Raw genomic sequence first — 24,468 nt, 5'->3', positions numbered from 1 at the left:
AGGCTCCTCGCAATGACACAATTCGGCCACGGTGTCATCGCGAGCGAAGCGCGGCGATCTGGGGTTGGGGTTAAGTGCCGCCGCTGGCTTGAGATTGCTTCGTCGTTGCACTCCTCGCAATGACACGGGGCGGGCACATTGCCCGGCCACGGTGTCATCGCGAGCGAAGCGCGGCGATCTGGGGTTGAGGTTGGGTGCCACCGCAGGGTTAGGATTGCTTCGTCGTGCCTCCTCGCAATGACACAGGGCAAGCTTCTCGCAATAACACGAATCACTGCCCCCTTGTAATGGCACGGGGTGGGTTATTACCTTATTGGAATTTTTATGTGCGGAATTGTTGGCGCTGTGGGCGCAATGGAATGTACACCTTTTCTTCTTTCTGGCCTGCAAACTCTTGAGTATCGCGGTTACGACTCCGCTGGGTTAGCGGTCTTAAATGAGCATGGAGCGCTGTGCCGGGCGCGGGCCAAGGGGCGCGTTTCAGAGCTGGAAAGCCGCGTGGCCGAACAGGGCGTGGCGGGGCGTGTGGGCATTGCCCACACCCGTTGGGCTACCCACGGCGTGCCAGCAGAGCGTAACGCCCACCCACATATATCAGGTGGTTTAGCCGTGGTGCACAACGGCATTATTGAAAACTACGAAGCCCTGCGTGAGCAGTTGCAGGGGCTGGGGTATGCCTTCACCTCCGATACCGACACAGAAACCATCGCCCATTTAATTCAGGCTTGCTTTAAGGGCCAACTAGGCGAGCCAGCGGAAAACCTCTTTTCTGCCGTGCAGTGTGCGGTTAAGCATTTAAAAGGGGCCTTTGCGCTGGCCGTGGTGAGCGAGGAAGAGCCAGGCAGTGAAAATGAACCGTGCCTAGTGGTGGCCCGTGAAGGCTCGCCGTTAATGCTGGGGGTTGGGGAACATGGCCACTATGCCGCCTCTGATGCCTCTGCCCTGCTCTCGGTCACCCGGCGCATGGTCTACTTGGAAAACGGCGACGTGGCGCGGCTGACCGCTAACGCCATTGAACTGGTTAATGGTGCGGGCGAACCCGTGAAGCGGGAGGTGGTCACCTCCCGCCTTTCCGCCGATGCGGTGGAACTGGGCGACTACCGCCACTACATGCAGAAAGAGATCTTCGAGCAGCCCCAGGCGCTGGGCAACACCCTGGAGATGCTCGGCGGGGCGGCCAACTTGCAGCCGGGCATCTTCGGTGCCGATGCCGCAGGGGTGCTCGCTCAGGTGGACTCAATATTGATCATTGCCTGCGGTACTTCCAGCTACGCAGGCATGACGGCAAAGTATTGGATGGAGCAGGTGGCGGGCGTGCCGTGCAACGTGGAGATCGCCAGCGAATACCGCTACCGCGCATCAATACCCAACCCCAAGCAGCTGGTGGTGGTGATTTCCCAATCCGGGGAAACCGCCGATACCCTGGCCGCCCTGCATCACGCCAAGGCACTGGGCCATCACCATACGTTGGCGATTTGTAACGTACCGGAATCCGCCATCGTGCGTGAAACCGCGCTTCGTTTTATCACTCGCGCCGGCCCGGAAATTGGCGTTGCTTCCACCAAGGCGTTCAGCACGCAACTCAGCGCGCTATTTTTACTGACGCTGATCCTTGGCCGCCTCAAGGGAACCTTAGCTGCCGCCGGTGAAACCGCTTACCTGGACGAGCTGCGCCATTTACCTATCGCCGTGGAGAAGGTGCTCGCCCTGGAGCCACAAATTGAAGCTTGGGCAAAACAGTTTGCCGATAAGCAACACGCGCTCTTCCTGGGCCGCGGGCGCCATTACCCCATTGCCTTGGAAGGCGCGCTCAAACTCAAGGAAATTTCCTATATTCACGCCGAGGCGTACCCCGCCGGGGAATTGAAGCATGGGCCGCTCGCCTTGGTGGATGCCGAGATGCCGGTGGTGGTCATCGCCCCCAACGACGAGCTGCTGGAGAAGCTGAAAGCGAACATGCAGGAGGTCAGCGCCCGTGGCGGCCAACTGTACGTGTTCGCCGATGGCTGCAGCCAGGTAAAAGAAAGCCCAGGCATCAATGTGCTCACCATGCCGGAACATTACGGCGTGCTTTCCCCAGTGCTGCACGTGGTGGCCCAGCAGCTGCTGGCCTATCATGTGGCGTTGGTGAAGGGCACGGATGTGGATAAACCACGCAACCTGGCCAAGAGCGTGACGGTGGAGTGAGCACACCTATCCTTTCAACTTCTAACTTCATATTCCGCCAAAAAACCATGGCTTTTCATGATTGACCCAACTGAATTCGACCCCGCCTGGTACCTGCAGCAATACCCCGATGTGGCGGCGGCGGGTATTGATCCGTGGGAGCACTTTGGCCGCCATGGCTGGGGGGAAGGGCGTTATCCGCGCCTATTGCAAAGCCAGGTGCATGAACACTACCTGTGGCGGGGTTTGGCTAGCCCCATGCTGCGCCGTTTGCGCTCCACACAGCAACAGGGCACACCGCTGGAGCAGGCCTATGCCAGCTGGGCGCTGTGCCGTTGGTACGCGCAAACCGCTCAATGGCAGAGTTGCGCGGAAGCCTTGCAGCGCTTTCATAGTCTGGAGCATGCTCTACCCGGCCATGCCGGGCCGTGGCTTATGGGCGTGGAAGCCGCCATTCAAACCGGTGATTTGAACCAGGCCGCGCTTTATCTTCACGGCCTGGTCGAACGTTTTCCCAACTGCCCGGACATTCCCTTGGCGCGCTGTAATTTTTTGGGCATGGCAAGCCTGGGGTCGGCAAACATTACCCACCGCCAGCAAACCCTTAACCGGCTGTTTAGTCAGCATGGTTTGACAGCGGTACGCCTGTGGGGTAACTCTTCCGAGCAAGTTTATCCTGTGTGGGAGTTCGATTCGCTCAGCTCGGTCGCGCAACCTCTCAGTGAAACGGCGCCATCGCCTTGCCCGCGTGTTTCGGTCATGGTGCCGATGTATAACGCCGAGGCCAGCATCGCGACTGCCTTGCGCGGCCTGTTGGCGCAAACCTGGCCCAACCTGGAGCTGCTACTGGTAGACGATGCCAGTAGCGATGCCACCCTGGCGGTGGTGAAACGCGAGTTGGCGGCTGACCCGCCCCGGACTGGGCTGAAAGTCACCGTGCTGAGCCATGCGCGCAACCAGGGCGCTTATGCCGCGCGCAATACCGCCCTGGCCCATGCCACGGGTGATTTCATCACCACCCACGATAGCGATGACTGGTCCCACCCTCAGAAGCTGGAATACCAAGCCTTGGCGCTGATTAAGCAACCTGAAGCGGCTGGCTGCTTTTCCCATTGGGTGCGCGCTACCCAGGCGCTGCACTTTACCCACTGGTGCATGGAGCAGGGCTGGATATACCGCAATATTTCGTCCTTGATGATTCGTCGCCAGGTAAGCGAGACCCTGGGTTTTTGGGACAACGTAAGCGTGGCGGCGGATACCGAGTTCCACAACCGTTTGTTGGCTGTGTACGGTGCAGAGGCGCTGGTGGATGTATTGCCGGGCGTGCCCTTGGCCATAGGTCGCCAGGAAGCCGGCTCCTTGACCCAGCAAAGCGACACCCACCTGCTCACCATGTTTCACGGCTTGCGCCAGCACTACGCGGATGCCGCAAAACGCTGGCATGCCGGCTTTCGCCACCCCCGCGATGCCTTTCTGGCGGCGCACCCTCAAGAGCGCCCGTTTCCGGCGCCGCGCTTGATGTGCCGGGGGGCCGAAAGCGCCGCTCATGGGCCGTTGGAAGACCTGATCCAGCAAAGCGACTACTGGGATGCCGCCTGGTACCTCACGCACTACACCGACCTGCAAGACGCAAAGATCGACCCCTTGGCGCATTTTCTTGACCATGGCGCCATGGAAGGCCGCGACCCCGGGCCGCATTTCAGCACCAGCGGTTATGCCTTGCGTTATGCCAGGCAGCTGCAGCAAGCGAAAATGACCAATCCATTAGCGCATTTCCTGCGCCATGGGCACGCGCAAGGGTTAGAGCCGCACCCGGTGTTTCCTGGTCGGCAGCCAGTTATGCCATCACGCCCCACAGTACTGCTGTGCGGGCACCAGGCACCGGCCCAGCCATTCGGCGCTGAACGCTGCTTGATCGATACCGCCCGGGCGCTGGAGGCCATGGAATACAACGTCCTGGTGCTGCTGCCTGCTGCGCATAGCGTGGCTTACCTGGCCGCCCTGCAGTCTTATGTACAGGGGGTGGCTGTGGTGCCTTATCACTGGTGGCGCCAGGGCCAAGCCAGTTGCCCCCAGGCCATTGCGCATGTGCTGGAAATCATCGAGCGTTATCACGTCGATGCCGTGCATGTGAATACGCTGGTACAGGATGCCCCTTGCCATGCCGCCAACATGGCCGGGGTGCCGCTGGTGATCCACGCTCATGAACTGCCCGCCCATGATTCGGCGCTATGCCAGCGCCTGGAAGCCAGTGCAGAAACCATCGGTCGCCGCGCCCTAGCCCTGGCGGATGTGGTGGTGGCCAATTCACAGGTGGTGGCGGATTTCTTTCATGCCCTGCAGAGTCCCGACACCCCAGGCGTTCCGGTTCAGGTAGTGCATAACACCCTGGATATGAATGTCTTGTTGAGCTTGCCGCCACCGGTTCAATACAACGCGGCGGAGCCACTCGCCCGAGCGGCGCCCTACCGGGTGGGGTTGCTAAGTAACAATCAAGCCAACAAGGGGCTAGGGGATTTGGCCGCTCTCGCCGAGCATTTGGCAACTGCAGCGGCCTCCGGTGAACTTAAGCGCCCGGTGCATTGCGTGCTATACGGGCCGCAAACCCCAGAGCTTGAAGCATTGCGCCTTCGCCGGGCGGCGGGCGAGTTACCCGATAATCTTGTTTTCGAAGGCTATATCGAATCGCCTGAAACCGCCTTGGCGACGCTGGATGCGGTGGTCAGTCTTTCTCACGTTCAGGAATCGTTCGGGCGCACGGTGCTGGAAGCAATGACCGCCGCCCGCCCGGTCATCGCCTATCACTGGGGGGCGCTGCCTGAACTCGTCGTCAATGCCCAAACCGGTTACCTGGTACCCTTCGGCGATACCCGGGCCGTGGCAGATGCCATTCAACAGCTGGTCAATCAGCCTGAAACACAGCATGCCATGGGCCTAGCGGCCCGCCAACGAGCCGTGGAAACCTTCAGGCCCAGGCGTTATGTTCAGGCCTTGCAGCAGGTATATACCCCATTGCTGGCCTCCATTACCGCGTCGCTGCAGGCTCACAGTGGCTCCATCGATTCCGTTTCCTAACCTTTTATTTGGAAGATTCTTTATGCAAGTGTTCGTGTCCGGCCTGGGTGAAGCGGCCTACCGTCAGTGGCGTGCGGCATTCGCCTCGCAAAGCACCGTTGAGTGCCAGCCCTTTGCTACGTTTTGTGAGCAAGCTCTTCATCACCATGCGCAGGCGGATGAAGACGCCGTTTGGGTCTGGTTCTACCGTGCGCCCTGGCAAGAGGTGCTAGACGCAGAAGGCGCAAGCGAGGCGGCATTAGCCGAGTGGCAGCACCAGCAGCGCGATGTGCTGGCCATGCGGCGCCATTTGCGCGGGCGGTTGTGGCTGGTGAATGCCGACCGGGCGCCGATGGCCGAACTTCCCCAGGCGCTGGGAATACCCACAATTGCAGAGGACGTTGAGCAATCTTCCCCCCCTGAAAATCGTGCCGACGACAGCGCTTCCACGTCTAATGTCGCCTTGCCCGGTTTATTCGCTCAAGCTGCTCCCAAAGCGTGGGAGCTGTATGAAATGCTAGAAGCCGCCGCCTGGCTGCCCGAAGGCGAACCTGAATTTCGTGCTCAACTGCCCACCCCCCAGCCCGCTGCCTTTCATGCGTTGCTTGACCAGCTCAAACAGGCACGCCGTTTACCGGAAGCTCAAGCGCAGCTGGCCACCCTTGAATCCCGATTGGCGGAAACCAGGTCTCAGCTTGCGGAAACCAAGTCCCAATTGTCAGAGATGGGTCAAGAGCGCGATCAGGCATTGGCGGCTGCAAAGGTAGAAAAGCAGGAATTGAGCGAGGAGAGCGACCTGCTGCTCGCTCAACTGCATCAGGTGCAGGAAGAACTCGAAAAGCAGTTTCTGGACGGTAAAGCTCACCAGGAAAGCGCCAAGATACAGCTTGATGAACACACGCAGCGTATCACCGCCCTCACCCAGAAATTGGAGCAGGCCAAAGCCAAACAGGCCGAGCTTTCCACGGAACTTGAAAAAAGCCGACAGGCCCACAAGCAAGCCGAAACGGCCCATGCCGCCTTGAAAGCTGAACACCAGAAATTGAAGCTTCACCAGGAACAACAGCAAGCCCAATCCAGCCAGGCGCTTACCCAGGCAAACACCCGACAGGCCGAGCTAACCCAATCCTTGGAAGCTAGCCGTAAAGCCTTGGCGGATTCCGAAGCCGAGCAAACGGGACTTGCCGAAGAGAACGACCTGCTGCTCGCTCAACTGCATCAGGTGCAGGAAGAACTCGAACGTTATTACCTGGCCAACCAGGAATTCCAGAACGGCATCAAGGCGAGCGAAGCCACGTTGCACCGGGCTCGGCATGTCATCAGCAAAATGGCTGCTCAGGTTCACGGCACCGCATAGGGGCGGTAGGCTACCTGGTACTGCTGTCGTCGGGTATCCTTTCCTATAATTTGTGTCTTTTAGACTTTTTTGATTGAACCGAGCAACTATATATGACGTCATTTTCTATCACGCCCGTTATTCTCTCTGGCGGCTCTGGCAGCCGGCTTTGGCCCATGTCGCGGGCGGGGTATCCCAAGCAGTTTTTACCCTTGGCAGGTGATAGCAGCATGCTCCAGGCCACCGTACAACGGGTCAGCGGCAAGGGCTTTGCGGCACCACTTTTGATTTGCAACGAAGAGCATCGCTTTATCGTCGCCGAGCAGCTGCGCCAAATTGCCAGCGAACCCGATGCGATTATGTTAGAGCCTGTGGGACGCAACACAGCACCTGCTGTCGCCATTGCCGCATTGCACGTCTCCAAGCAAGCTCCAGACACTCTGCTGCTTGTGCTCCCGTCGGATCACGTCATTCAAGACGTCGCCGCTTTTCATCAGGCAATCGAGCAGGCAGCGCAGGCAGCGCAGCAAGGCGCGCTTGTCACGTTTGGTATCACGCCGAGCGCTCCTGAAACCGGCTATGGCTATATTCAACACAACGACGCTTGGGAGGGGCTGGAAAGCGTGCACCGCGTGGCCCGGTTTGTGGAAAAACCCGATGAAGCCACCGCCAAGCACTACCTTGAGGAAGGCAACTACCTTTGGAACAGCGGTATCTTTCTGTTTACCGCAAAGGCCTACCTGGAAGAGCTGGAAAAAACCCACCCCGAGATGGTGCAAGCGGCCCAAGGCGCCCTGGTCAACAGTCAGGATGACCTCACGTTTTGCCGCTTGGACGCGGAAGCCTTTGCCGCCTCACCGTCCGACTCTATCGATTACGCGGTGATGGAAAAAACCCGCAATGCCGCCGTCGTCCCCGTGGAAATGGGATGGAGCGACCTGGGAGCCTGGTCCGCTTTGTGGGACATTCAGCCCAAGGATGGCAACGGCAACGCCTCCCATGGCGATGTGTTGCTCCACAATACCCGCAACAGCTATGTGCATGCCGATCATGGCATGGTGGCGATAACCGGTTTGGATGACGTGATCGTTGTTTCCACGGACGACGCGGTATTGGTGGCGAATCGCCACAGCGCGCAAGACGTTAAGAAACTGGTGGAAAAACTCAAAGCCGAAGGCCGCGACGAGCACAATATCCACACCACGGTACATCGCCCCTGGGGGTGTTACCGCGGCATCGATTTGGGCGAACGTCACCAGGTCAAACGCATTACCGTGAAACCTGGCGCCCAGTTATCGCTGCAAATGCACTACCACCGCGCCGAGCACTGGATCGTGGCCAGCGGCACCGCCAAAGTCACCTGCGGTGATCGCACGTTTTTGCTGCGCGAAAATGAATCCACGTACATTCCCATGGGCGAAACCCACCGGTTAGAAAACCCCGGCAAAGTACCGCTGCAACTCATCGAAGTGCAATCCGGCAGCTATCTGGGCGAAGACGATATCGTCCGTTTGGAAGACGGGTATGGGCGCGCGCCGGATACATAACGCAAGCGATCCAAGCAACTCGTATCCAGCAACAGGAAACCGGGATTGAACACCTCCTTGTTGCTGATACGTTATAGGGACATTTAAGCCCCTGAGCTTGCCCCTTGCACTGGTCAACCTGAGCTTGTCGAAGAATTAAGGGCAAGGCGAGCCGCTTAGCCACGCCGAGCGAAAAGCTCAACCCATCTTTTGTGGTATGGGGCCACTAGGCAGCAAACATATACTTTGGAAACACAATGATATTAGTCACTGGCGGTGCCGGGTTTATCGGCGCCAATTTTGTTTTGCAGTGGTGCGCGCAGAGTGATGAGTCAGTTACGAATCTGGACGCACTCACTTACGCCGGTAATCTGGCCAACCTACAGGGGGTGGAAGGCAATCCGCAGTATCGGTTTGTGCATGGCGATATTACCGATGCCACGTTGCTGCCCCGCTTGCTGGCGGAACTGAAGCCACGCGCCATTGTGCATTTTGCGGCGGAATCGCACGTAGACCGCTCCATTCATGGGCCGCAGGCGTTCATCCACACCAATGTAAACGGCACCTTCAATTTATTGGAGGCAGCGCGTGGGTATTGGCAAGCCCTGCCCACGGCGGAGCAAAGCGCGTTTCGTTTCTTGCATGTGTCCACTGACGAGGTGTACGGGACTCTTGGGCCACAAGACCCAGCGTTCACTGAAACCACGGCTTATGCACCCAATAGCCCCTACTCCGCCAGCAAAGCGGCCAGCGACCACTTGGTGCGGGCCTATCATCACACTTATGGCTTGCCGGTGCTTACCACCAATTGCTCCAACAACTATGGGCCGTTTCAGTTTACGGAAAAGCTGATTCCTTTATTGATCACCCACGCGCTAGCGGGTAAGCCACTGCCGATATACGGTGATGGGCAACAGGTGCGCGATTGGTTGTACGTGGAAGACCACTGCCGAGCCATTTGCCGAGTATTGGAAGCGGGCACACCTGGCGAGGTCTATAACGTTGGCGGCTGGAATGAAAAGCCTAACCTGGAGATCGTGCATGCAGTATGCACCCTGCTCGATGAGCTGGCCCCCCAAGCCAATGGATGCTCTTATGCGTCTTTGATCACCCATGTCACCGACCGCCCCGGGCACGATAGGCGCTATGCCATCGATGCAGGCAAAATCGCTGAGACACTGGGCTGGAAACCACGGGAAACCTTTGAAACAGGGCTGCGCAAAACCGTGCAGTGGTATCTGCAAAACCCGCAGTGGGTAGCGGCGGTGATGGATGGACGCTATCGCGAACAGCAGGAAAGCCCAGCATGAGCCATATCCTGTTACTCGGTGGTACTGGGCAAGTCGGCTTCGAATTGCAGCGCCAACTGTGCCTGTCAGGAGAGGTTCACGCCCCTGGCCGTCGGGAGCTGGATCTCACCGATGCCGCCGCTGTTGACGCATGGCTGAACGACTACTCGCCTGGGCTGATAGTGAACGCCGCCGCTTACACAGCGGTCGACCACGCTGAAAAAGAGACACGGCTGGCAAAACGTTTAAATAGTGAGCTACCCGCCCAGCTGGCCACATTTGCCGCTACACACGCGGCTACGTTAGTCCATTATTCAAGCGACTATGTTTACGCTGGTAACGGCGAAGCCCCTTGGCGTGAGACTGACACGCCCGCACCGATTAATGTTTATGGCTGTACAAAACTCGCAGGCGACCACGCCATCCAGGCGAGTGGCTGCCGACACCTTATTTTTCGTACCAGCTGGGTCTACAGTGCGCGTGGCCGTAATTTTATGCATACCATGTTGCGCCTGGGCCGTGAGCGGGAGTCACTGAGCGTAGTGAACGACCAGATAGGCGCGCCGACCCCGGCCCGCTTGATTGCGTTAGTCACACAGCGAGCACTTACGCGCAACATTGACAGCGGGTTGTACCACCTCGCCCCTCGCGGAGAAACCAGCTGGCACGGCTTTGCCTGCGAGATTTTCCGGCAGGCACGCGCACGCGGTGAACCACTCACCATTGCGCCTGAGCACGTCAGCGCGACCCCTACGGCGGACTACCCCACCCCCGCAAAGCGGCCGCTTAATTCACGCCTTGCGCTCGCAAAGCTGGAGCAGGCGCTAGACGTGCGATTACCTCACTGGCAACAACAGCTGGCACTCAGCTTGGAAGAACAGATTGCTTCGTCGCTGCGCTCCTCGCAATGACACAGGCTGCCAACGGTGGCGTCGCGAGTGAAGTGAAGCTATCTGATGTGGGTCAAGAAGAGATAGGAAGAGTTAAGGTGGCATGGATGCGGGCTTGATTGTGCTGGTTCCCTGCCCCAGCAGGAGTGACAATGTGGCGTCGCGACATGCTATTCTTGGGTAATACCTTTGCTACACGAGCAGGTCAACCAACTGATCGGGGGTAAGTGATATGACGGTTAAAACGCCTATCCGTATACGGAAGCATGAGCGCAAAGACCCAATGGAGGACACCCGTAAGCTACAGGACTACGCGCGCAGAGCATCACACGGTGCAATAAAAAAGCAGCTTGAGCGTGGTGTGCCAGTGGTTTATGTGAAAAATGGCAACATCGTAGAAGTCGGTGCCGATAAAAAGGAAAGGGTGATAAAGGCAGTGACACCCCAAAAGCCGTTTGATCTGCGAGCCTACTTATGCCAAGACTCCGTTTGATCGCTGGACCTAATGGCTCAGGTAAGACAACACTGGCTCGCTATTTAATTAGTCAAAACGTGCCTTTAGGGCAATATATTAATCCTGACGACATTGCAAAATACGTACCTTTTTCCCAGGTATTCCAAGCAACCGCCAACATGCTTGAAATTAATGCGCCGCTTTTTGACGATAAAATTGAGCAATTTGACTCTACGTTTGCCACTATTTTAGCGCAACGTATTGCGGTTGGTCTGCGCAGTGAGTGGTTGGAGGCACAACTTTCCCTGACGTATGAATCTGTGATGAGTCATGAAAGCCACCTAGATTTCGTCGATCAAGCAAACAGTGCAGGGTTTGAAAGCTACCTTTATTATATTTGCACGAGTGACCCTCTAATTAATCAGAAACGTGTTGAAGGGCGTGTTATGGCTGGCGGGCACGATGTTCCAGCAAATAAAATCCTCAGCCGCTACAAAAAGAGTTTGGAGATGCTGTTTAGTATGTCGAAGAGATGCAAGCGCGTATATTTCTTCGATAATTCCGGTCAAGAACACATTCACTTTGCCGAGATTACCCCCGACGGCTTCCTAGATATTTACGAAAAGGAGTTCAAACAAGTTGACGCTTCTTGGTTTGTAGAGGCAATTTTGGATAAATGGTCTCGCTCCAAGGTTAGGCTAGCGTCACTTTAGCCCTTCATCGCTGCACTCATTAACGACACAGCATACCAACGCAAGTTCGAGATTGTCCTTCATATCTATATGCTTTTCATTGTCTAACGATAAGGAACCTTGATGTCCCGCAAAGGCATTATCCTCGCCGGCGGTTCCGGCACACGCTTATACCCCGCCACCCTGTCCATTTCCAAGCAGCTATTACCCATCTACGACAAGCCGATGATTTATTACCCGCTGTGTACGCTGCTTTTGGCGGGTATTCGTGAAATTTTGATCATCTCTACCCCTCAGGATACGCCCCGCTTTGAACAGCTGTTGGGCGATGGCAGTCAATGGGGCATCCAGTTGGAATACGCCGTGCAGCCCTCTCCCGATGGCTTGGCCCAGGCGTTTCTGATTGGCGAGCAGTTTTTGAACGGATCGCCCTGTGCCCTGGTACTGGGCGACAACATTTTCTATGGCCATGACTTCGTGGCCCTACTAAAAAACGCCGATGCCCAGCGTGAAGGCGCGAGTGTGTTTGCTTATGCGGTTAATGACCCCCAACGCTATGGTGTGGCCGAGTTCGATGCCCAGGGCCGGGTATTGAGCCTGGAAGAGAAACCCACTCAGCCAAAATCACGTTATGCCGTCACCGGCTTGTATTTTTACGATGAAAACGTCGTGGAATTGGCCAAGCAGGTGCGCCCTTCTCCTCGCGGTGAATTGGAAATCACCGACCTCAATCGGCTGTACCTGGAACGCGAGGCCTTAAAGGTAGAAGTAATGGGCCGGGGCTATGCCTGGCTGGATACCGGTACGCATGAAAGCATGCTGGAAGCTAGCCAGTTTATTCAAACGATCGAACAACGTCAGGGATTGAAAATAGCGGCCCCGGAAGAAGTGGCCTGGCGCAAGGGTTGGATCGACAACGCGGCGTTGGAAGCCCTCGCCACCCCCATGGCAAAAAATGGCTACGGGCAGTACCTGCTTGGGCTCCTGCGCGAAACGATTTATTAAAAATACGCTGAGGACAAAACGCATGCAGGTACAGCCATTAGCCATTCCTGACGTCATAATGTTCACACCAAACGTCTTCGGTGATGAACGTGGCTTCTTTATGGAAACGTTTCGCCAAAGCGAATTCGAAACGCATTGTGGCCCTTATACTCTTGTACAAGACAACCATAGCAAATCAAAAAAAGGCATTCTGCGCGGTCTCCATTACCAGGTGACGCAACCACAGGGCAAACTGATCCGCGTAACCCGTGGCGAAGTGTTCGACGTCGCCGTGGATATACGCAAGAACAGCCCCACTTTTGGCCGCTGGGTGGGAACGCTACTAAGCGATGCCAACAAGCAGATACTGTGGGTGCCGCCGGGTTTCGCTCATGGTTTTTATGTCACCAGCGAGGAAGCGGAATTCCAGTACAAATGCACCGCTTATTATGCTCCTGAAGATGAGGGCAGTATTATATGGAACGATCCGACCATCGGCATTGATTGGCCAATTGATGTGGCACCCATACTTTCCACAAAGGACCGCCAGGCTCCCCCACTTTCAGGCGCCCGGTTGTGACATTGGATGCAGTAGTTTTTAAACCTGGAGCCAAGGATGCCCTTGAATTACATACCCGTTAGCCCCGTCGCTCACCGTGATGCCGGCTGGAAACGCCCCTCGCGTTATTTTTTCGCCGCTCAAGACGTTGTGGCGCCGGTGGTGATGGCCGAGCTATCCCATTTGCTCACCAACATGCCCCTTGCCTTTGTGCATGCCGACGAGCACGCCCCGTTTCAGCTCGTGGCCGTTCAGTCACTACAGCCGGGGTTGAACGTTTATGTGGCGCCGGATGGCCGCTGGCTTGGCCAGTATATTCCGGCGTTTTACCGGGCTTACCCTTTCCGTATGATGGCGATCGAGACCACTGAGCAGACAGCGCTTTGCGTCGATACATCGCAAGGGTGTTTTTTAAACCAAGCAGATGACAAGACAGCACGCCTTTTTTCCGATAATGGAGAGCCCAGCGACAGCTTGAAGAAGACGCAGGCATTATTGGAGGCGTTTGAGAAAAACCGGCGTTTGACGTTGAAACGTGTAGAGGAACTCAATGCCGCAGGGCTTATTGAACCTTGGCAAGTCCACCTCAGCCACAACGACGATCTCAACGATGCGGCCACGACCCAACCGGTCAGAGGGCTACATCGTGTGAATGAGACAGCGCTAAAAGCGTTACCGGCTGAGACCATCAAGGCATTAACGGCGTCGGGTGCCATGTCACTTGCTTATGCACAACTCTTTTCTGAGCAACGTTTGCAGCACGTCGGGCGACGGTATCGCTTACATACGGAGTGGCAGAAACACTTGGCCGAAAAAACCAATATCGAAGCATTGCTGGACGAGGAAGACGACGAAAACGTGTTCGACTTCGGCGAATAGCCCATGTTTCTCACACTGGATATGTAATGTGCTTTGGAAACGCCTGCCTACCCCGCAATTTTTGTTACTGCGTTTCTTCGCGCTATTTTCCGCCAATGTGATCGCGCAAACAGCCTCCCAGTTGGAAGGGTGGCGACAAGGGCTCGTCTATATCGTTGCGGGTAGTGTCCTGGTTTGGGCACTAGCCGGTATATTACGGTTAGCTTATCGGCGCTGGCGGCGATGAGCACTACCGCTATAAATCCGATTAAGGACATCGTGTTGGACTTATTTCGAAATATGCGGGTGCTGTTTATGCACCCTAACTTTCCGGGTCAATTTCAGCATTTAGCGCCCGCTTTACAGGCGCAGGGAGCAGACGTTAGGGCAATAAGCTTTTCATCGGCTGCGAAAACGTCTCCCATTGAGACCGTTCATGTTTCTTACCTGCGTGGCCATCCGCAAGGTTTGGATCCTTGGGTGCAACCGCTGGATAGCAAAATTATTCGCGGGCGCTCCGCCGCAGCGGTGCTTAACGCATGGTGTGACGAGGAGTGGATACCCGATCTCATCATTGGCCATACCGGGTGGGGAGACATGCTCAACCTACGCGATATCTTTCCTAGTAGCCGTATACTCGGTTGGTTTGAGTTTTATTACCATGCCAGAGGGCTTGATCTGGACTTCGACCCGGAATTCCCGCCCGAGGAAGCACTGCGGACCAAGGTACGATTAAAAAACCTTTGGCCATTGTGGATGCTAGAGGAAGTGGATCTTGGCGTGTGTCCTACGCGGTTCCAACGCGATACACACCCGCACCGCTATCACGACAAGCTGCGTGTCGTCCATGAAGGCATTGATACCCAACGCTTCGTACCTAACGCAGACATCACTGTCACCTTAGGCGAGGGGCTCACCCTTACCCGTCAAGACGAAGTCGTGACCTTCTTCAACCGTGATTTGGAGCCTTACCGCGGTTACCACGTGTTTATGCGCGCCCTGCCAGCATTACTCCGGAAACACCCTAACGCGCATGTGCTTATTGTGGGAGGGGATGGCGTCAGTTATGGTGCCCCGCCTGCCGCTGGCAACTGGAAGCAGTACTTTCTCGACGAAGTACGCGAAGCGCTTGACCCTCGACGTGTGCACTTTTTAGGTCGGGTGCCTCATCAAACCCTAATTGGGTTGATGCAGTTAAGCCGTGCGCATGTCTATCTGACTTACCCCTTCGTGCTTTCTTGGTCATTGTTAGAGGCCATGAGCTGCGGTGCACCGGTGATTGGCTCTGATACGGCACCGGTTAGAGAAGTCATCACACACGATGACAATGGCCTCTTGGTTGATTTCTTTGTTCACGAGGGATTAGTCGAGCAAGTATCTTTTGCGCTGAAAAACCCTGAAAAAATGCAGCAAGTTGGTCAACGGGCTCGCCAGCACATTGTTGAGCATTACGATCTCAAGACCGTCTGTTTTCCGCAACAGCTGGCACTGATTAAGGAGCTTTTGTGACACTCACTTTTGCACAGACACAGTCGCTCGCTGAGCCCCACTCGCCCTAAGTTTTCCTAAGTCTATTACAGGTAGTGCCACCCGATCACCCTGAGCTTGTTGAAGGGTCCAGGGTATTGTGCCGACACTGACACACCCTTCAACAAGCTCAGGAAGAAATGAGATCGATTATCACCTCTAAAATACCAAGGGCGCCTTGCGGCGCCCTATTTGCGCAATAACTTGCGCTCCTACCAAGCTATCGTGCGGTTATTTATAAACAGGGAAGCGCGCACAGACCTCAGCCGCTTTGCCCTTCACTTCGGCTTCGATAGCGCTAGTGTCATCGCCATTGGCGAGCACATCGAGGATGTCGCAGATCCAGCCAGCGAGGTTGGCGCATTCTTCTTCACCAAAGCCGCGGGTGGTCACAGCGGGGGTGCCGATACGCAGGCCTGAGGTAACAAACGGGCTTTGCGGGTCGTTGGGCACGGCGTTTTTGTTAACGGTGATGTGCGCACGACCTAAAGCGGCATCGGCGTCTTTACCGGTGACGCCCTGCTTGATCAGCGAGAGCAGGAAGAGATGATCTTCGGTGCCACCAGAGACGATATCGTAGCCGCGATCCATAAACACCTTGGCCATGGCTTGGGCGTTTTTGACCACCTGCTGCTGGTAGGTTTTAAATTCCGGTGCCATGGCTTCTTTAAAGCAGATGGCTTTGGCGGCAATCACGTGCATCAACGGGCCGCCCTGGCCGCCAGGGAATACCGCGGACTGCAGCTTTTTCTCGATGTCCGCGTTGCCTTCGGCAGAGAGAATCACGCCGCTGCGCGGGCCGCGCAAGGTTTTGTGCGTGGTAGAAGTAACCACGTGGGCGTGGGGCAAGGGGGATGGGTAAACGCCTGCAGCGACTAAGCCGGAAATGTGGGCCATATCGACCAGCAAGTAAGCGCCCACTTCGTCGGCGATTTCGCGGAACTTGGCCCAATCGACGATTTGCGAATAGGCGGAGAAGCCGGCAATGATCATCTTCGGCTGGTGCTCGCGGGCAAGCTCGGCCACCTGGTCGTAGTCGATCAGTTCTTGATCGTTCAAGCCGTACTGAATGGCGTTGTAGTGCTTGCCGGAAAAGTTGGGCTTGGCGCCGTGGGTCAGGTGACCACCAGCGTCGAGGCTCATGCCGAGGATGGTGTCGCCGGGCTTGACCAGCGCCTGGAAGACGGCACTGTTGGCTTGGGAGCCGGAGTGCGGCTGCACGTTGACGTAGGTCGCGCCGAACAGCTCTTTGGCGTACTCAATGGCGAGATTTTCGGCGATATCGACGAATTCGCAACCGCCGTAGTAGCGCTTACCGGGGTAGCCTTCGGCGTATTTATTGGTTAACTGGCTGCCTTGGGCTTCCAGTACGCGCGGGCTGGCGTAGTTTTCGGACGCGATCAGTTCGATGTGGGCTTCTTGGCGCTCCACTTCTTTCTGCATGGCATCAAACAGCACATCATCGAATCCGGCAATTGTCATGTCGCGGCTGAACATCGGCGGTGAACCTCGTAGCGAAGGGTCGATCGGGGAAACGTCGATCCAGAAAAAAACAGGAGCGTCATGATAACGCAGCCCGCGCCGGGTTTCATCGCCTCTTGCTCAGGATCGCGATGAATGGGGTTCATGAAGACGGTTGTCTGCTTCCTTCGCCATACGCAGCGCCATCTCTATCAGTGGGTGGGTGAAGGCACGTCCTGCTTCTAACGCGTCAGCTAGAACATCAAGGTCTTCGATGTAATCATGCACCATCTGGTTTCTTAGTTTGCGATAAAGCAACCAGTCATCGGCATTATCTATCCAGCCAAATTTTTCCGCTTTGTCTAAATTATCCGCCGCTGGGCCCACCGACTCTCCAACAAACGTCAGCAGTTGAGGCAACAACTTATCTCCAACGGTATCTTGCAGACGACCAAACCGTGCGACAAACGCATCAAGACGCTCCGCAGCCTCAATATCGCCTACCCATTCGGCAACAAGCCCCCGAGAAACTTGCGCTACACCACCAAACACGCGCGTGCTTGTAAGCTCAAGATAGTTAGCCTCTTTTTTTGCCACCCGGGCCAAAAATGCCAACCTTTCCGCTTGAGAAGCCTCACGAAAGCTCAAAGGGAGACCCCCTGCTGGTTAGCCGTTTCATGAATTGGCTTGCGTTCAAGCGAAGGTGAGTCAATTAGCACGTCCACTTTTCGGCCCTCTAGCAGGCGAGATACTTTCACTGCGAGTCTAGATGCCATCACAGCCGGCCGCCCTACCGGCAGCGGGGTGATGACCAAAAGATCTAAATCGCCCCCTTTTGCTTCGTCATTGACTCGAGAACCAAAAACTTTGATGTGCGCTTCAGGCCCGAAAATCTCTTGCGTTAACGCTTTTATGCGCTGCTGATATGTTTGGCTCAATCTCATAAATTAGCCCACCTCTGCAAAAACACGAACTTATTATGACGCATTTTCCAGTCGACTCTCTAGAAGGTGGTTGACATGGTCAAGCACGGCAAGCCGGGCGCAGCGTTTGTGGTCGGTGTTGACCAAATGCCAGGGGGCGCCGGGGGTGTGGGTATGCGCCAGCATGTCGTTGATGGCGCTTTGGTATTCGCTCCACCGCTTGCGGTTGCGCCAGTCTTCATCGGTGAGTTTGTGCTGTTTATGCGGCGTATTCGCGCGGGCTTTAAAGCGTTTTAGCTGCTCTTCTTTACTGATGGCGAGGAAGAACTTGCCCACCACGGCACCGTGCGTCAATAACTGCGCTTCAAAGTGGTTGATTTCACGGTAGGCGCGTCGCCACTCCTGCTCCTCGGCGAAACCTTCCACACGCTCGACGAGTACGCGCCCATACCAGGTGCGGTCGAAAATCGCTACCCGGCCGTCTTGCGGCAGCCGGCGCCAAAAGCGCCAAAGCCAAGGCTGCAGGCGCTCTTCATCGCTGGGGGCGGCGATGCTGTGAACGCGATAAAAACGCGCATCCAACGCGGAGGTGACGCGGTGGATACTGCCGCCTTTGCCTGCGGCGTCGTGACCTTCAAACGCCAGCACCACCGGAATGCCGCGCTCTTGGCAGCGGCGATGGTTATAGGCCAGCCGCGCTTGTGCTGCGGTGAGCGCTTCCAGGTAGTCACTTTTCGAGGGTTTCTTGTCTTCGTTTTTCGAACGGTTAAGCGTGGGGGCATCTGTTTGCGCGCGGTTTGGGTCGGGCTGAGTCGGCAGCGAAGGAGGTTGGGTAAGCGCATCCTGCAATAGCGCTGTGATGTCGCGCAGCTGTTGATCCGGCGATTCGCTGACAATGCAATGCCAAGGTGCATGCGGCGCGTGAGTGGCCCCGCGCAAGGTTTTCGCATGATGATCAATCGCCACGTGCTGGGCGTGGCGCTGCCAATGGCGCTCGTTGATTTGCCACGCCTGGGCGGGGTCTGCCTTCATCGCATGCAGGCGTTTGGCTTGCTGTGCGGCGTCGATATCCAGCCAAACTTTAATGACCACCACGCCCTCATGGGCGAGCATAGCCTCAAAGGTGTTGATTTCTTTTAAGCGATCATCAAACGCGCCAGCTTGAATACGATGCTCGGCGCGCGCGAACAGCGCATCGCCGTACCAGCCGTGAACGAAAACGCCCACACGCCCCCGCGCCGGCACGCGCCGCCAGTAGCGCCACCAATAAGGGCGCAGGCGGTCTTCTTCGCTGGGGGCCAGCGCGTGTACTTCCGTTTGGCGGTTTTCTAACCAATGATTCAGCTGGTTCACCAGCAAGCTTTTGTACGTCGCGGCGTGCCCGGCTATCACCAGTACCACGGCTTTATCCTGGTGCTTCGCCATCGCTAGCTGGGCTTTTAGCAGCGCATAACGACGGGCTTTTTCCTCATGATCGGTCATGTGCATCCTTTCTCGTTGTCTTTTCACATTGTCGGCAATCACACCATGTTACGGGGTGTTTGCTAGCAAAGCGTTGATGAACATCATGCCTTCACGCCTCCCCCAACAGCCCTAAGCTCGCGGCGGGGGCTTGGCGGCGTAGGCTGTGGGATAGCGCGTGACCGATTAAACCGATCAGCAGCGCTCCACCGAGCGGCAGTAGGATCCAAAGCCCAAGGTGCAACCTTGGCGCCAGATCCAGCACCGTGATGTAGAGCGCGCCGGTGGCGATTTCGACCAGCGCCGCGCCCATCAGCCCGCTGGCGAAACCGAGCAGCGCGTACTCCGCGCCTTGAATGCGCGAGATCATGCGGTTGCCAGCGCCAAATACGCGCAGCAACCCGCTCTCGTGGGCGCGAACGGGGCGGCTGGCGGTGAGCGCGGCATAGAGCACGCTGATGCCGGCAAGTAACACCAGTACGAGAATCAGCTCCACCGCCCGCGTTACTTGGGTTAGCACATCGCGCACTTGGCCTAAGATGGCGTCCACGTTGAGTAGCGTCACTCCAGGGAAGTCCTGCACCAGCTCGCGTGTCAGCCCTTGCGCGTCGTCTGGCAGATAAAACGCGGTGATGTAGCTGTGAGCAAATGACTCCAGCACGTCGGGCGGGAAAATCACAAAGAAGTTGGGTTTGAAGCTATCCCAATTCAGGCTGCGAAGGCTGGTGATGTGGGTGGTGATATCGTCATTTCCGACGCTGAAGGTCAGCGAATCCCCTAGCGTTAACCCCAAACGCTCGGCCAAGCCGTCTTCCATCGAGATCGGCACTGGGGAGGTTTGCGGCGTAGCGTCTACCGCACTCATCCAGTCGCTGGTCTCGCGAACGGCGTTGGCGTCGACATCAAACCATTCCCCCGCCACCACTTCATTGCCTTCGGGCACCTCGGCTTGCCAGGTGAGGTTTAACTCGCGACGCAGGGAGTTATCGCCGCGCGCATCGGCCGGTACTGCTTCGCGGGGGTCGTCACCGTTAATCGCGGTAATGCGCCCGCGCACCATGGGGTAAAGCGTGCTTTTCTCCTCAACATGCGGGTCGACAGCGGCTTCGAACGGGTCGCGTTCATCGGGCTGGATATTAATCGCGAAGTAGTTCGGCGTGTTCTCCGGCAGCTGCGCCTGCCAGGCCGTGAGCAGGTCGCCGCGCACCAGCACCATCATCGCCATGGCGAAAAACGTCACCGAGAACGCCAGCAACTGCCCAAGCCCTGCCTGACGCCGACGCGCCAGCTGGCGCCCGCCCAAACGCAGCGCCTTGGACCACTCGCCTCGTCCGCTCAAGCGTTGCACGATGGCCAGCACGCCGTTTAACAATAGCGTGCTAAGGCCCCACAGCACGGCGAGCAAGACGGCGCCGCCAACCAATAGCGCCAGCGCTAATGGCAGGCTACCGGAGTAGAGCCATAGCAGCCCGCCGAATACCAGCGCCGCCACGCTCACCACTAACCAAGCGGCGGGAGGCATGGGGTCGAGCTCGCGGCGCAGCACTTTCAGGGCGCTCACACGCTTGATACGCAGAAGCGTCGGCCCGGCAAAACCCACTAACACCGCCAGCGCCGTGAGCACGCCTAAGAAAAGCGGCATTACCCCAGGCGGGGGGAGCGTCATGGGCAGAAAATTCACCAACAGCGCCAGCAGCGCCGCCTGCCCAACCAAGCCCAACAGCGCGCCAATCAGCGCCGCTACCAGCGCCAAGCCCAATAGCTGCAAGGCGAAGATTTCTACCAATTGCTGCTGGCTAGCGCCGAAGCAGCGCAGCAGCGCGGCGGTATCCAAATGGCGCTCGACGTAGCGCCGGGTCGACATCGCCACCGCCACGCCGGCTAACAGCACGGCGGCGAGCCCCGCGATGCCCAGATAACTCTCCGCGCGTTCCAGCGCGTTACCCAGCTGCGGGCGGTCTTGGCGGATATCGCGCACTTCCACGCCACGCTGGCGTAACTCCGCCAATAGCGGCTCGACGCGCTCTAACGCTTCGGGCGGGCCGGCGGCGAGAATTTCAAATTCCACCCGCGAGCCCTCTTGTACCAAGCCCGTCGCTTCCAAGTCGTCGGTATGCACCATCAAGCGCGGGTTGAAGCTGCCAAAGCCGGCGGATTGATCCGCCTCGCGCTCGATAAAGCCGCTCACCTTAAACTCGGCTTGGCCTACCTGAATGCTGTCGCCAATTTCAAGGTCAATCAGCTCTGCCAAGCGCGGGTCGGCCCAGGCTTCCCCGCGCGGTGGGCCGGAGGCAAGTTCCTCCGTGCCGTTGCCGCGCTCCACCCGCGAGACGCCATAGTGCGGGTAGACATCATCGACCGCTTTGACGCTGGCGGGCTGGAACCGCTCGCCCCGGCTGATCATCGACACCAAGTCGACCTGATCGCTCAGGGTAAAACCGGCATCTTCAAGCTCACGGCGGAGCTCCGGCGCGAAGGGATCGCGCTGTTCTAGCACCACATCGCCGCCGAGCAATTGGCTGGCCTGGCGCTCAAGCCCGCGCTCTAAACGATCAAGAAAAAACGCGATCATGGTGGATGCTGCCACAGCCAACACCAGTGCGATGAAAAGCGCACGCACGTCGGCGGCGCGTAAATCACGCTTCAAACTGCGCCAGGCGAGGCGGGCATTGTGGTGATAAGCGTGCTGGCTCATGCGTCCTCCCCGAGTGACTCGGGCGTAAACGGCGTCAAACGGCCGTTTTCCAGCCGCAGGCAGCGGTTACAGCGCCGCGCCAGCGCGTGGTCGTGGGTAACCAGAATCAGCGTGGTACCCGCTTCTTGGTTCAGCGAAAACAGCAGATCAATTACCTGCGCGCCGGTGTCGGGGTCGAGGTTGCCAGTGGGCTCATCGGCAAACACCAGCTCCGGGTCGGTCACGAAGGCGCGCGCAATGGCGACGCGCTGCTGTTCGCCACCGGAAAGCTGCTTGGGCAAGTGGGAGGTGCGCTCACCCAGCCCCACGCGGGCAAGCCACTCTTGCGCGGTTTGGGATTCCCCCACACGTGGCGAGATCTCTAGCGGTAAAAGCACGTTTTCCAGCGCCGAGAGCGAGGGCAAGAGTTGAAAGTTTTGAAACACAAACCCCACGCGCCCGGCTCTAAGCGCGGCGCGACCGTCTTCATCCAAGCGACTAAGCTGCTTGCCGAACAGCGTCAGCTCGCCGTCGGTGGGGGTATCCAGCCCGGCGAGCAGTCCTAGCAGTGTCGATTTGCCCGACCCGCTTTTGCCCAAAATCGCCACGCTCTCACCCGCCGCTACGTCGAGCGAAAGCTCGTGTAAGATGGTGAGGGAACGCTCGCCGCTAGTGACACTCTTACACAGCGACTGCGCCTTGAGCACACTGGGGGCGCTAGACGCATGGGCGTACGGAGCAGAGACGTATGAAGAAGAGGAATCGGACATGAAGCGAAGCATCCCTGTAGGTTGGCGTGACGTAAATTGGCATGGCGATCAATGGCTGGCACACAAAACGGCTTGGCTTTTGATGCTCGTCGCGCTCATCCTGCCAAATGTGCTCAGCGCTGACGAGCGCCCCACCGTGCTGGTGATGGGTGACAGCTTAAGCGCTGCCTATAACATCGAACGCGACGCAGGCTGGGTGACACTACTGGAAGAGCGATTGGGCGATGATGCCGAGGTCATCAACGCCAGCATCAGCGGTGAAACCACCAGCGGCGGTGCTCAGCGTTTTCCGGAGCTACTCAGACAGCACAGCCCCGCGCTGGTTCTGCTCGAACTCGGCGGCAACGATGGCCTGCGCGGCCTCTCGCCGCAGCAGATGCAGGCCAATCTCGCCCAGATGATTGAACAGAGCCAGGCGGCCGGCGCCAAGGTACTGCTGCTGGGGATTGATATTCCCCCCAACTATGGCCAAGCCTACCGCGACGCCTTCAAGCGCGTTTTCACTCGGCTTGCCGATACGTATGACGTGCCGCTGGTACCCTTTTTACTCGAAGGCGTGGCGCTTGACGATGATTTAATGCAGGACGACGACATTCATCCCACCGCCGACGCACAACCGATGATTCTGGAAAACGTCTGGCCTGCGCTTGCGCCGATGCTCAAAGGGCACGCTTCTCACCTCGCCGCCGATTAGGCTCTGTCTGAAAACTGGCTGCGCTCGACCATACGGCGTTAAAAATCGGCTCAAAGTACTCATTTACACTACGTAAACTCCGTCTTTTCGCTGATTTCTGCCTTGTCTGGCCTTCGCTCGCCGACTTTTCAGACCAAGCCTAACTTAACAACCAATGTCGCCTCAGGCGCTGGCTTTCTGGCGCTGCTGTACGCCTAACCCTGCGAGGATCAACACCAAGCCGACCAGCGTCGAAGGCAAAATCGGCTCGCCGACAACCACGTGCAAAAGCAAAAGCGAAACCGGCGGCGAGAGAAAGATCAAGTTCGACACCTTGGCCGTGCGTGAGACCTTATGCACCGCGAGCTGCCAGAGAATAAACGCCACGCCCATTTCGAATAGGCCGACGTAAACACCCGCGCCCAAAGCGGGCCAACCGTGCCAATTCAATCCTGGCCCCAGAAGTAGCAAAACCGTGAGCACCGGCAGGCCGACGCTAAAGTTCTGCCACTGCCCCACCAGCGGCTCACGCTTGTCTTTGGCATTGAGCAGCCAATAAAGCGCCCATAACAGCGTCGATACCAGCGCAAATATCACCCCCAACGGGTCGGCAAAGGCCACATCAAACACCGCGCCGCGCGTGGCGATCACCCATACCCCCGCGTAAGCAATCAGCCCGGCGACAATATCCACGCGGGTTAAGCGATGGCCGAGAATGGGGACCGCTAAAAACGCCATCGCCAGTGCCCAGGTGTAATTGAGTGCCATGGCCTCTTGGCCGGGCAGGCGGTCGTAGGCGGCAAATAGCACCAGGTAATAGGCCACCGGGTTCATCAGCCCGGCCCAGGCTGCCGTGCGCCAGCCTTGGTTGAGCGCTTGCGTTAAATGGCCACGCTTGATCACCAGCGCCCCCATCAGCGCCCAGGAGACCAGTGAGGCGAGCCACATCAACTCCAGCGGGCTCATCCAGGCGAGCGCGACTTTGAAGGCCGTGGCGACCGTCGACCACAGCGCCACGGCGCCTACCCCATAGAGAATGGCGCGCTGATCTTGCGTCATTTTTGCCTCGCGCTTATTAGCTTCGCACTTATTTGCTTCGCACGCGCTTGTTTTACACTTACCTGTTTCGCACTGAGACGTGACATCTGGGCGCTCCTTGGTAAAACTAGGG

At 57.4% G+C, this 24,468-nt stretch carries 19 protein-coding genes; 12 read left to right on the top strand and 7 right to left on the bottom strand.

Annotated elements, in window-relative coordinates; all coding sequences use genetic code 11:
- The first annotated feature begins 324 nt into the window (after positions 1-324).
- From glmS to HZS81_RS05965, 11 genes are all read left to right on the top strand, one after another.
- The gene (glmS, locus tag HZS81_RS06015) at positions 325-2,187 is read left to right on the top strand and encodes a glutamine--fructose-6-phosphate transaminase (isomerizing) (protein ID WP_179929650.1); all 1,863 of its coding nucleotides are present in this window, start codon (positions 325-327) and stop codon (positions 2,185-2,187) included.
- Positions 2,188-2,244: 57 nt separating this feature from the next.
- Positions 2,245-5,241, top strand: coding sequence for a glycosyltransferase (locus tag HZS81_RS06010; protein ID WP_179929649.1), 2,997 nt, complete (start codon positions 2,245-2,247; stop codon positions 5,239-5,241).
- 22 nt (positions 5,242-5,263) lie between these two features.
- A complete protein-coding gene (locus HZS81_RS06005) occupies positions 5,264-6,577 on the top strand; it encodes a coiled-coil domain-containing protein (protein WP_179929648.1) in 1,314 nt (437 codons plus the stop codon).
- 92 nt (positions 6,578-6,669) lie between these two features.
- Positions 6,670-8,103 (top strand): mannose-1-phosphate guanylyltransferase/mannose-6-phosphate isomerase, encoded by a 1,434-nt coding sequence (locus tag HZS81_RS06000; RefSeq protein WP_179929647.1) that lies wholly within the window; start codon positions 6,670-6,672, stop codon positions 8,101-8,103.
- Between the two features lie 236 nt (positions 8,104-8,339).
- Positions 8,340-9,392, top strand: coding sequence for a dTDP-glucose 4,6-dehydratase (rfbB, locus tag HZS81_RS05995; RefSeq protein WP_179929646.1), 1,053 nt, complete (start codon positions 8,340-8,342; stop codon positions 9,390-9,392).
- Positions 9,389-10,282, top strand: a complete 894-nt coding sequence (gene rfbD, locus HZS81_RS05990; protein ID WP_179929645.1) for a dTDP-4-dehydrorhamnose reductase — start codon at positions 9,389-9,391, stop codon at positions 10,280-10,282. The genes rfbB and rfbD overlap by 4 nt, the downstream gene beginning before the upstream one ends.
- A gap of 453 nt (positions 10,283-10,735) precedes the next feature.
- Positions 10,736-11,428 carry an ATPase gene (locus HZS81_RS05985; protein ID WP_179929644.1) on the top strand — a complete coding sequence of 231 codons (693 nt, stop codon included), beginning with the start codon at positions 10,736-10,738 and terminating at the stop codon, positions 11,426-11,428.
- 102 nt (positions 11,429-11,530) lie between these two features.
- Positions 11,531-12,412 carry a glucose-1-phosphate thymidylyltransferase RfbA gene (gene rfbA / locus HZS81_RS05980; protein ID WP_179929643.1) on the top strand — a complete coding sequence of 294 codons (882 nt, stop codon included), beginning with the start codon at positions 11,531-11,533 and terminating at the stop codon, positions 12,410-12,412.
- Between the two features lie 22 nt (positions 12,413-12,434).
- Positions 12,435-12,971, top strand: a complete 537-nt coding sequence (rfbC, locus tag HZS81_RS05975) for a dTDP-4-dehydrorhamnose 3,5-epimerase (protein WP_179929642.1) — start codon at positions 12,435-12,437, stop codon at positions 12,969-12,971.
- A 36-nt stretch (positions 12,972-13,007) separates the two neighbouring features.
- Positions 13,008-13,829 carry a SapC family protein gene (locus HZS81_RS05970; protein ID WP_179929641.1) on the top strand — a complete coding sequence of 274 codons (822 nt, stop codon included), beginning with the start codon at positions 13,008-13,010 and terminating at the stop codon, positions 13,827-13,829.
- Between the two features lie 222 nt (positions 13,830-14,051).
- Entirely contained in the window at positions 14,052-15,317 is a 1,266-nt protein-coding gene (locus HZS81_RS05965) for a glycosyltransferase (RefSeq protein WP_338401818.1), read from the top strand.
- A gap of 249 nt (positions 15,318-15,566) precedes the next feature.
- On the opposite strand, the gene glyA is transcribed toward HZS81_RS05965, so the two are convergent.
- The 6 genes from glyA to HZS81_RS05935 form a co-directional block, all read right to left on the bottom strand.
- Positions 15,567-16,832, bottom strand: coding sequence for a serine hydroxymethyltransferase (glyA, locus tag HZS81_RS05960; protein WP_179929640.1), 1,266 nt, complete (start codon positions 16,830-16,832; stop codon positions 15,567-15,569).
- Positions 16,833-16,937: 105 nt separating this feature from the next.
- A complete protein-coding gene (locus tag HZS81_RS05955; protein WP_179929639.1) occupies positions 16,938-17,411 on the bottom strand; it encodes a hypothetical protein in 474 nt (157 codons plus the stop codon).
- Positions 17,412-17,440: 29 nt separating this feature from the next.
- Positions 17,441-17,740 carry a nucleotidyltransferase domain-containing protein gene (locus HZS81_RS18265; protein WP_179929638.1) on the bottom strand — a complete coding sequence of 100 codons (300 nt, stop codon included), beginning with the start codon at positions 17,738-17,740 and terminating at the stop codon, positions 17,441-17,443.
- 33 nt (positions 17,741-17,773) lie between these two features.
- Positions 17,774-19,201, bottom strand: coding sequence for a polyphosphate:AMP phosphotransferase (locus HZS81_RS05945; protein ID WP_179929637.1), 1,428 nt, complete (start codon positions 19,199-19,201; stop codon positions 17,774-17,776).
- 91 nt (positions 19,202-19,292) lie between these two features.
- The gene (locus HZS81_RS05940; RefSeq protein ID WP_179929636.1) at positions 19,293-21,875 is read right to left on the bottom strand and encodes an ABC transporter permease; all 2,583 of its coding nucleotides are present in this window, start codon (positions 21,873-21,875) and stop codon (positions 19,293-19,295) included.
- Positions 21,872-22,624 carry an ABC transporter ATP-binding protein gene (locus tag HZS81_RS05935; RefSeq protein WP_179929635.1) on the bottom strand — a complete coding sequence of 251 codons (753 nt, stop codon included), beginning with the start codon at positions 22,622-22,624 and terminating at the stop codon, positions 21,872-21,874. The genes HZS81_RS05940 and HZS81_RS05935 overlap by 4 nt, the downstream gene beginning before the upstream one ends.
- An 82-nt stretch (positions 22,625-22,706) precedes the next feature.
- Between HZS81_RS05935 and HZS81_RS05930 the strand changes: the two genes are divergently transcribed.
- Positions 22,707-23,318: an arylesterase gene (locus tag HZS81_RS05930; RefSeq protein ID WP_241697395.1), complete on the top strand. Its 612-nt coding sequence runs from the start codon at positions 22,707-22,709 to the stop codon at positions 23,316-23,318.
- Positions 23,319-23,480: 162 nt separating this feature from the next.
- On the opposite strand, the gene HZS81_RS05925 is transcribed toward HZS81_RS05930, so the two are convergent.
- Positions 23,481-24,356 (bottom strand): DMT family transporter, encoded by an 876-nt coding sequence (locus tag HZS81_RS05925; RefSeq protein ID WP_179929633.1) that lies wholly within the window; start codon positions 24,354-24,356, stop codon positions 23,481-23,483.
- Positions 24,357-24,468: the final 112 nt, after the last annotated feature.

Origin of the sequence: Vreelandella salicampi (genome assembly GCF_013415105.1) — a bacterium.
Taxonomy (GTDB): Bacteria; Pseudomonadota; Gammaproteobacteria; order Pseudomonadales; family Halomonadaceae; genus Vreelandella; species Vreelandella salicampi.
This window is presented reverse-complemented; position numbering and strand designations above follow the sequence as displayed.

What these genes read in the sequence shown, in the direction of transcription:
- HZS81_RS05985 (WP_179929644.1), top strand. Translation starts at nt 10,736, where the DNA reads ATGCCAAGACTCCGTTTGATCGCTGGACCTAATGGCTCAGGTAAGACA.
- HZS81_RS06010 (WP_179929649.1), top strand. Translation starts at nt 2,245, where the DNA reads ATGATTGACCCAACTGAATTCGACCCCGCCTGGTACCTGCAGCAATAC.
- rfbA (WP_179929643.1), top strand. Translation starts at nt 11,531, where the DNA reads ATGTCCCGCAAAGGCATTATCCTCGCCGGCGGTTCCGGCACACGCTTA.
- glyA (WP_179929640.1), bottom strand. Translation starts at nt 16,832, where the DNA reads ATGTTCAGCCGCGACATGACAATTGCCGGATTCGATGATGTGCTGTTT.
- HZS81_RS05945 (WP_179929637.1), bottom strand. Translation starts at nt 19,201, where the DNA reads ATGACCGATCATGAGGAAAAAGCCCGTCGTTATGCGCTGCTAAAAGCC.
- HZS81_RS05970 (WP_179929641.1), top strand. Translation starts at nt 13,008, where the DNA reads ATGCCCTTGAATTACATACCCGTTAGCCCCGTCGCTCACCGTGATGCC.
- HZS81_RS05930 (WP_241697395.1), top strand. Translation starts at nt 22,707, where the DNA reads ATGCTCGTCGCGCTCATCCTGCCAAATGTGCTCAGCGCTGACGAGCGC.
- HZS81_RS05925 (WP_179929633.1), bottom strand. Translation starts at nt 24,356, where the DNA reads ATGACGCAAGATCAGCGCGCCATTCTCTATGGGGTAGGCGCCGTGGCG.
- HZS81_RS05935 (WP_179929635.1), bottom strand. Translation starts at nt 22,624, where the DNA reads ATGTCCGATTCCTCTTCTTCATACGTCTCTGCTCCGTACGCCCATGCG.
- HZS81_RS18265 (WP_179929638.1), bottom strand. Translation starts at nt 17,740, where the DNA reads ATGAGATTGAGCCAAACATATCAGCAGCGCATAAAAGCGTTAACGCAA.
- HZS81_RS05940 (WP_179929636.1), bottom strand. Translation starts at nt 21,875, where the DNA reads ATGAGCCAGCACGCTTATCACCACAATGCCCGCCTCGCCTGGCGCAGT.
- HZS81_RS06005 (WP_179929648.1), top strand. Translation starts at nt 5,264, where the DNA reads ATGCAAGTGTTCGTGTCCGGCCTGGGTGAAGCGGCCTACCGTCAGTGG.
- glmS (WP_179929650.1), top strand. Translation starts at nt 325, where the DNA reads ATGTGCGGAATTGTTGGCGCTGTGGGCGCAATGGAATGTACACCTTTT.
- rfbD (WP_179929645.1), top strand. Translation starts at nt 9,389, where the DNA reads ATGAGCCATATCCTGTTACTCGGTGGTACTGGGCAAGTCGGCTTCGAA.
- HZS81_RS05965 (WP_338401818.1), top strand. Translation starts at nt 14,052, where the DNA reads ATGAGCACTACCGCTATAAATCCGATTAAGGACATCGTGTTGGACTTA.
- rfbB (WP_179929646.1), top strand. Translation starts at nt 8,340, where the DNA reads ATGATATTAGTCACTGGCGGTGCCGGGTTTATCGGCGCCAATTTTGTT.
- rfbC (WP_179929642.1), top strand. Translation starts at nt 12,435, where the DNA reads ATGCAGGTACAGCCATTAGCCATTCCTGACGTCATAATGTTCACACCA.
- HZS81_RS06000 (WP_179929647.1), top strand. Translation starts at nt 6,670, where the DNA reads ATGACGTCATTTTCTATCACGCCCGTTATTCTCTCTGGCGGCTCTGGC.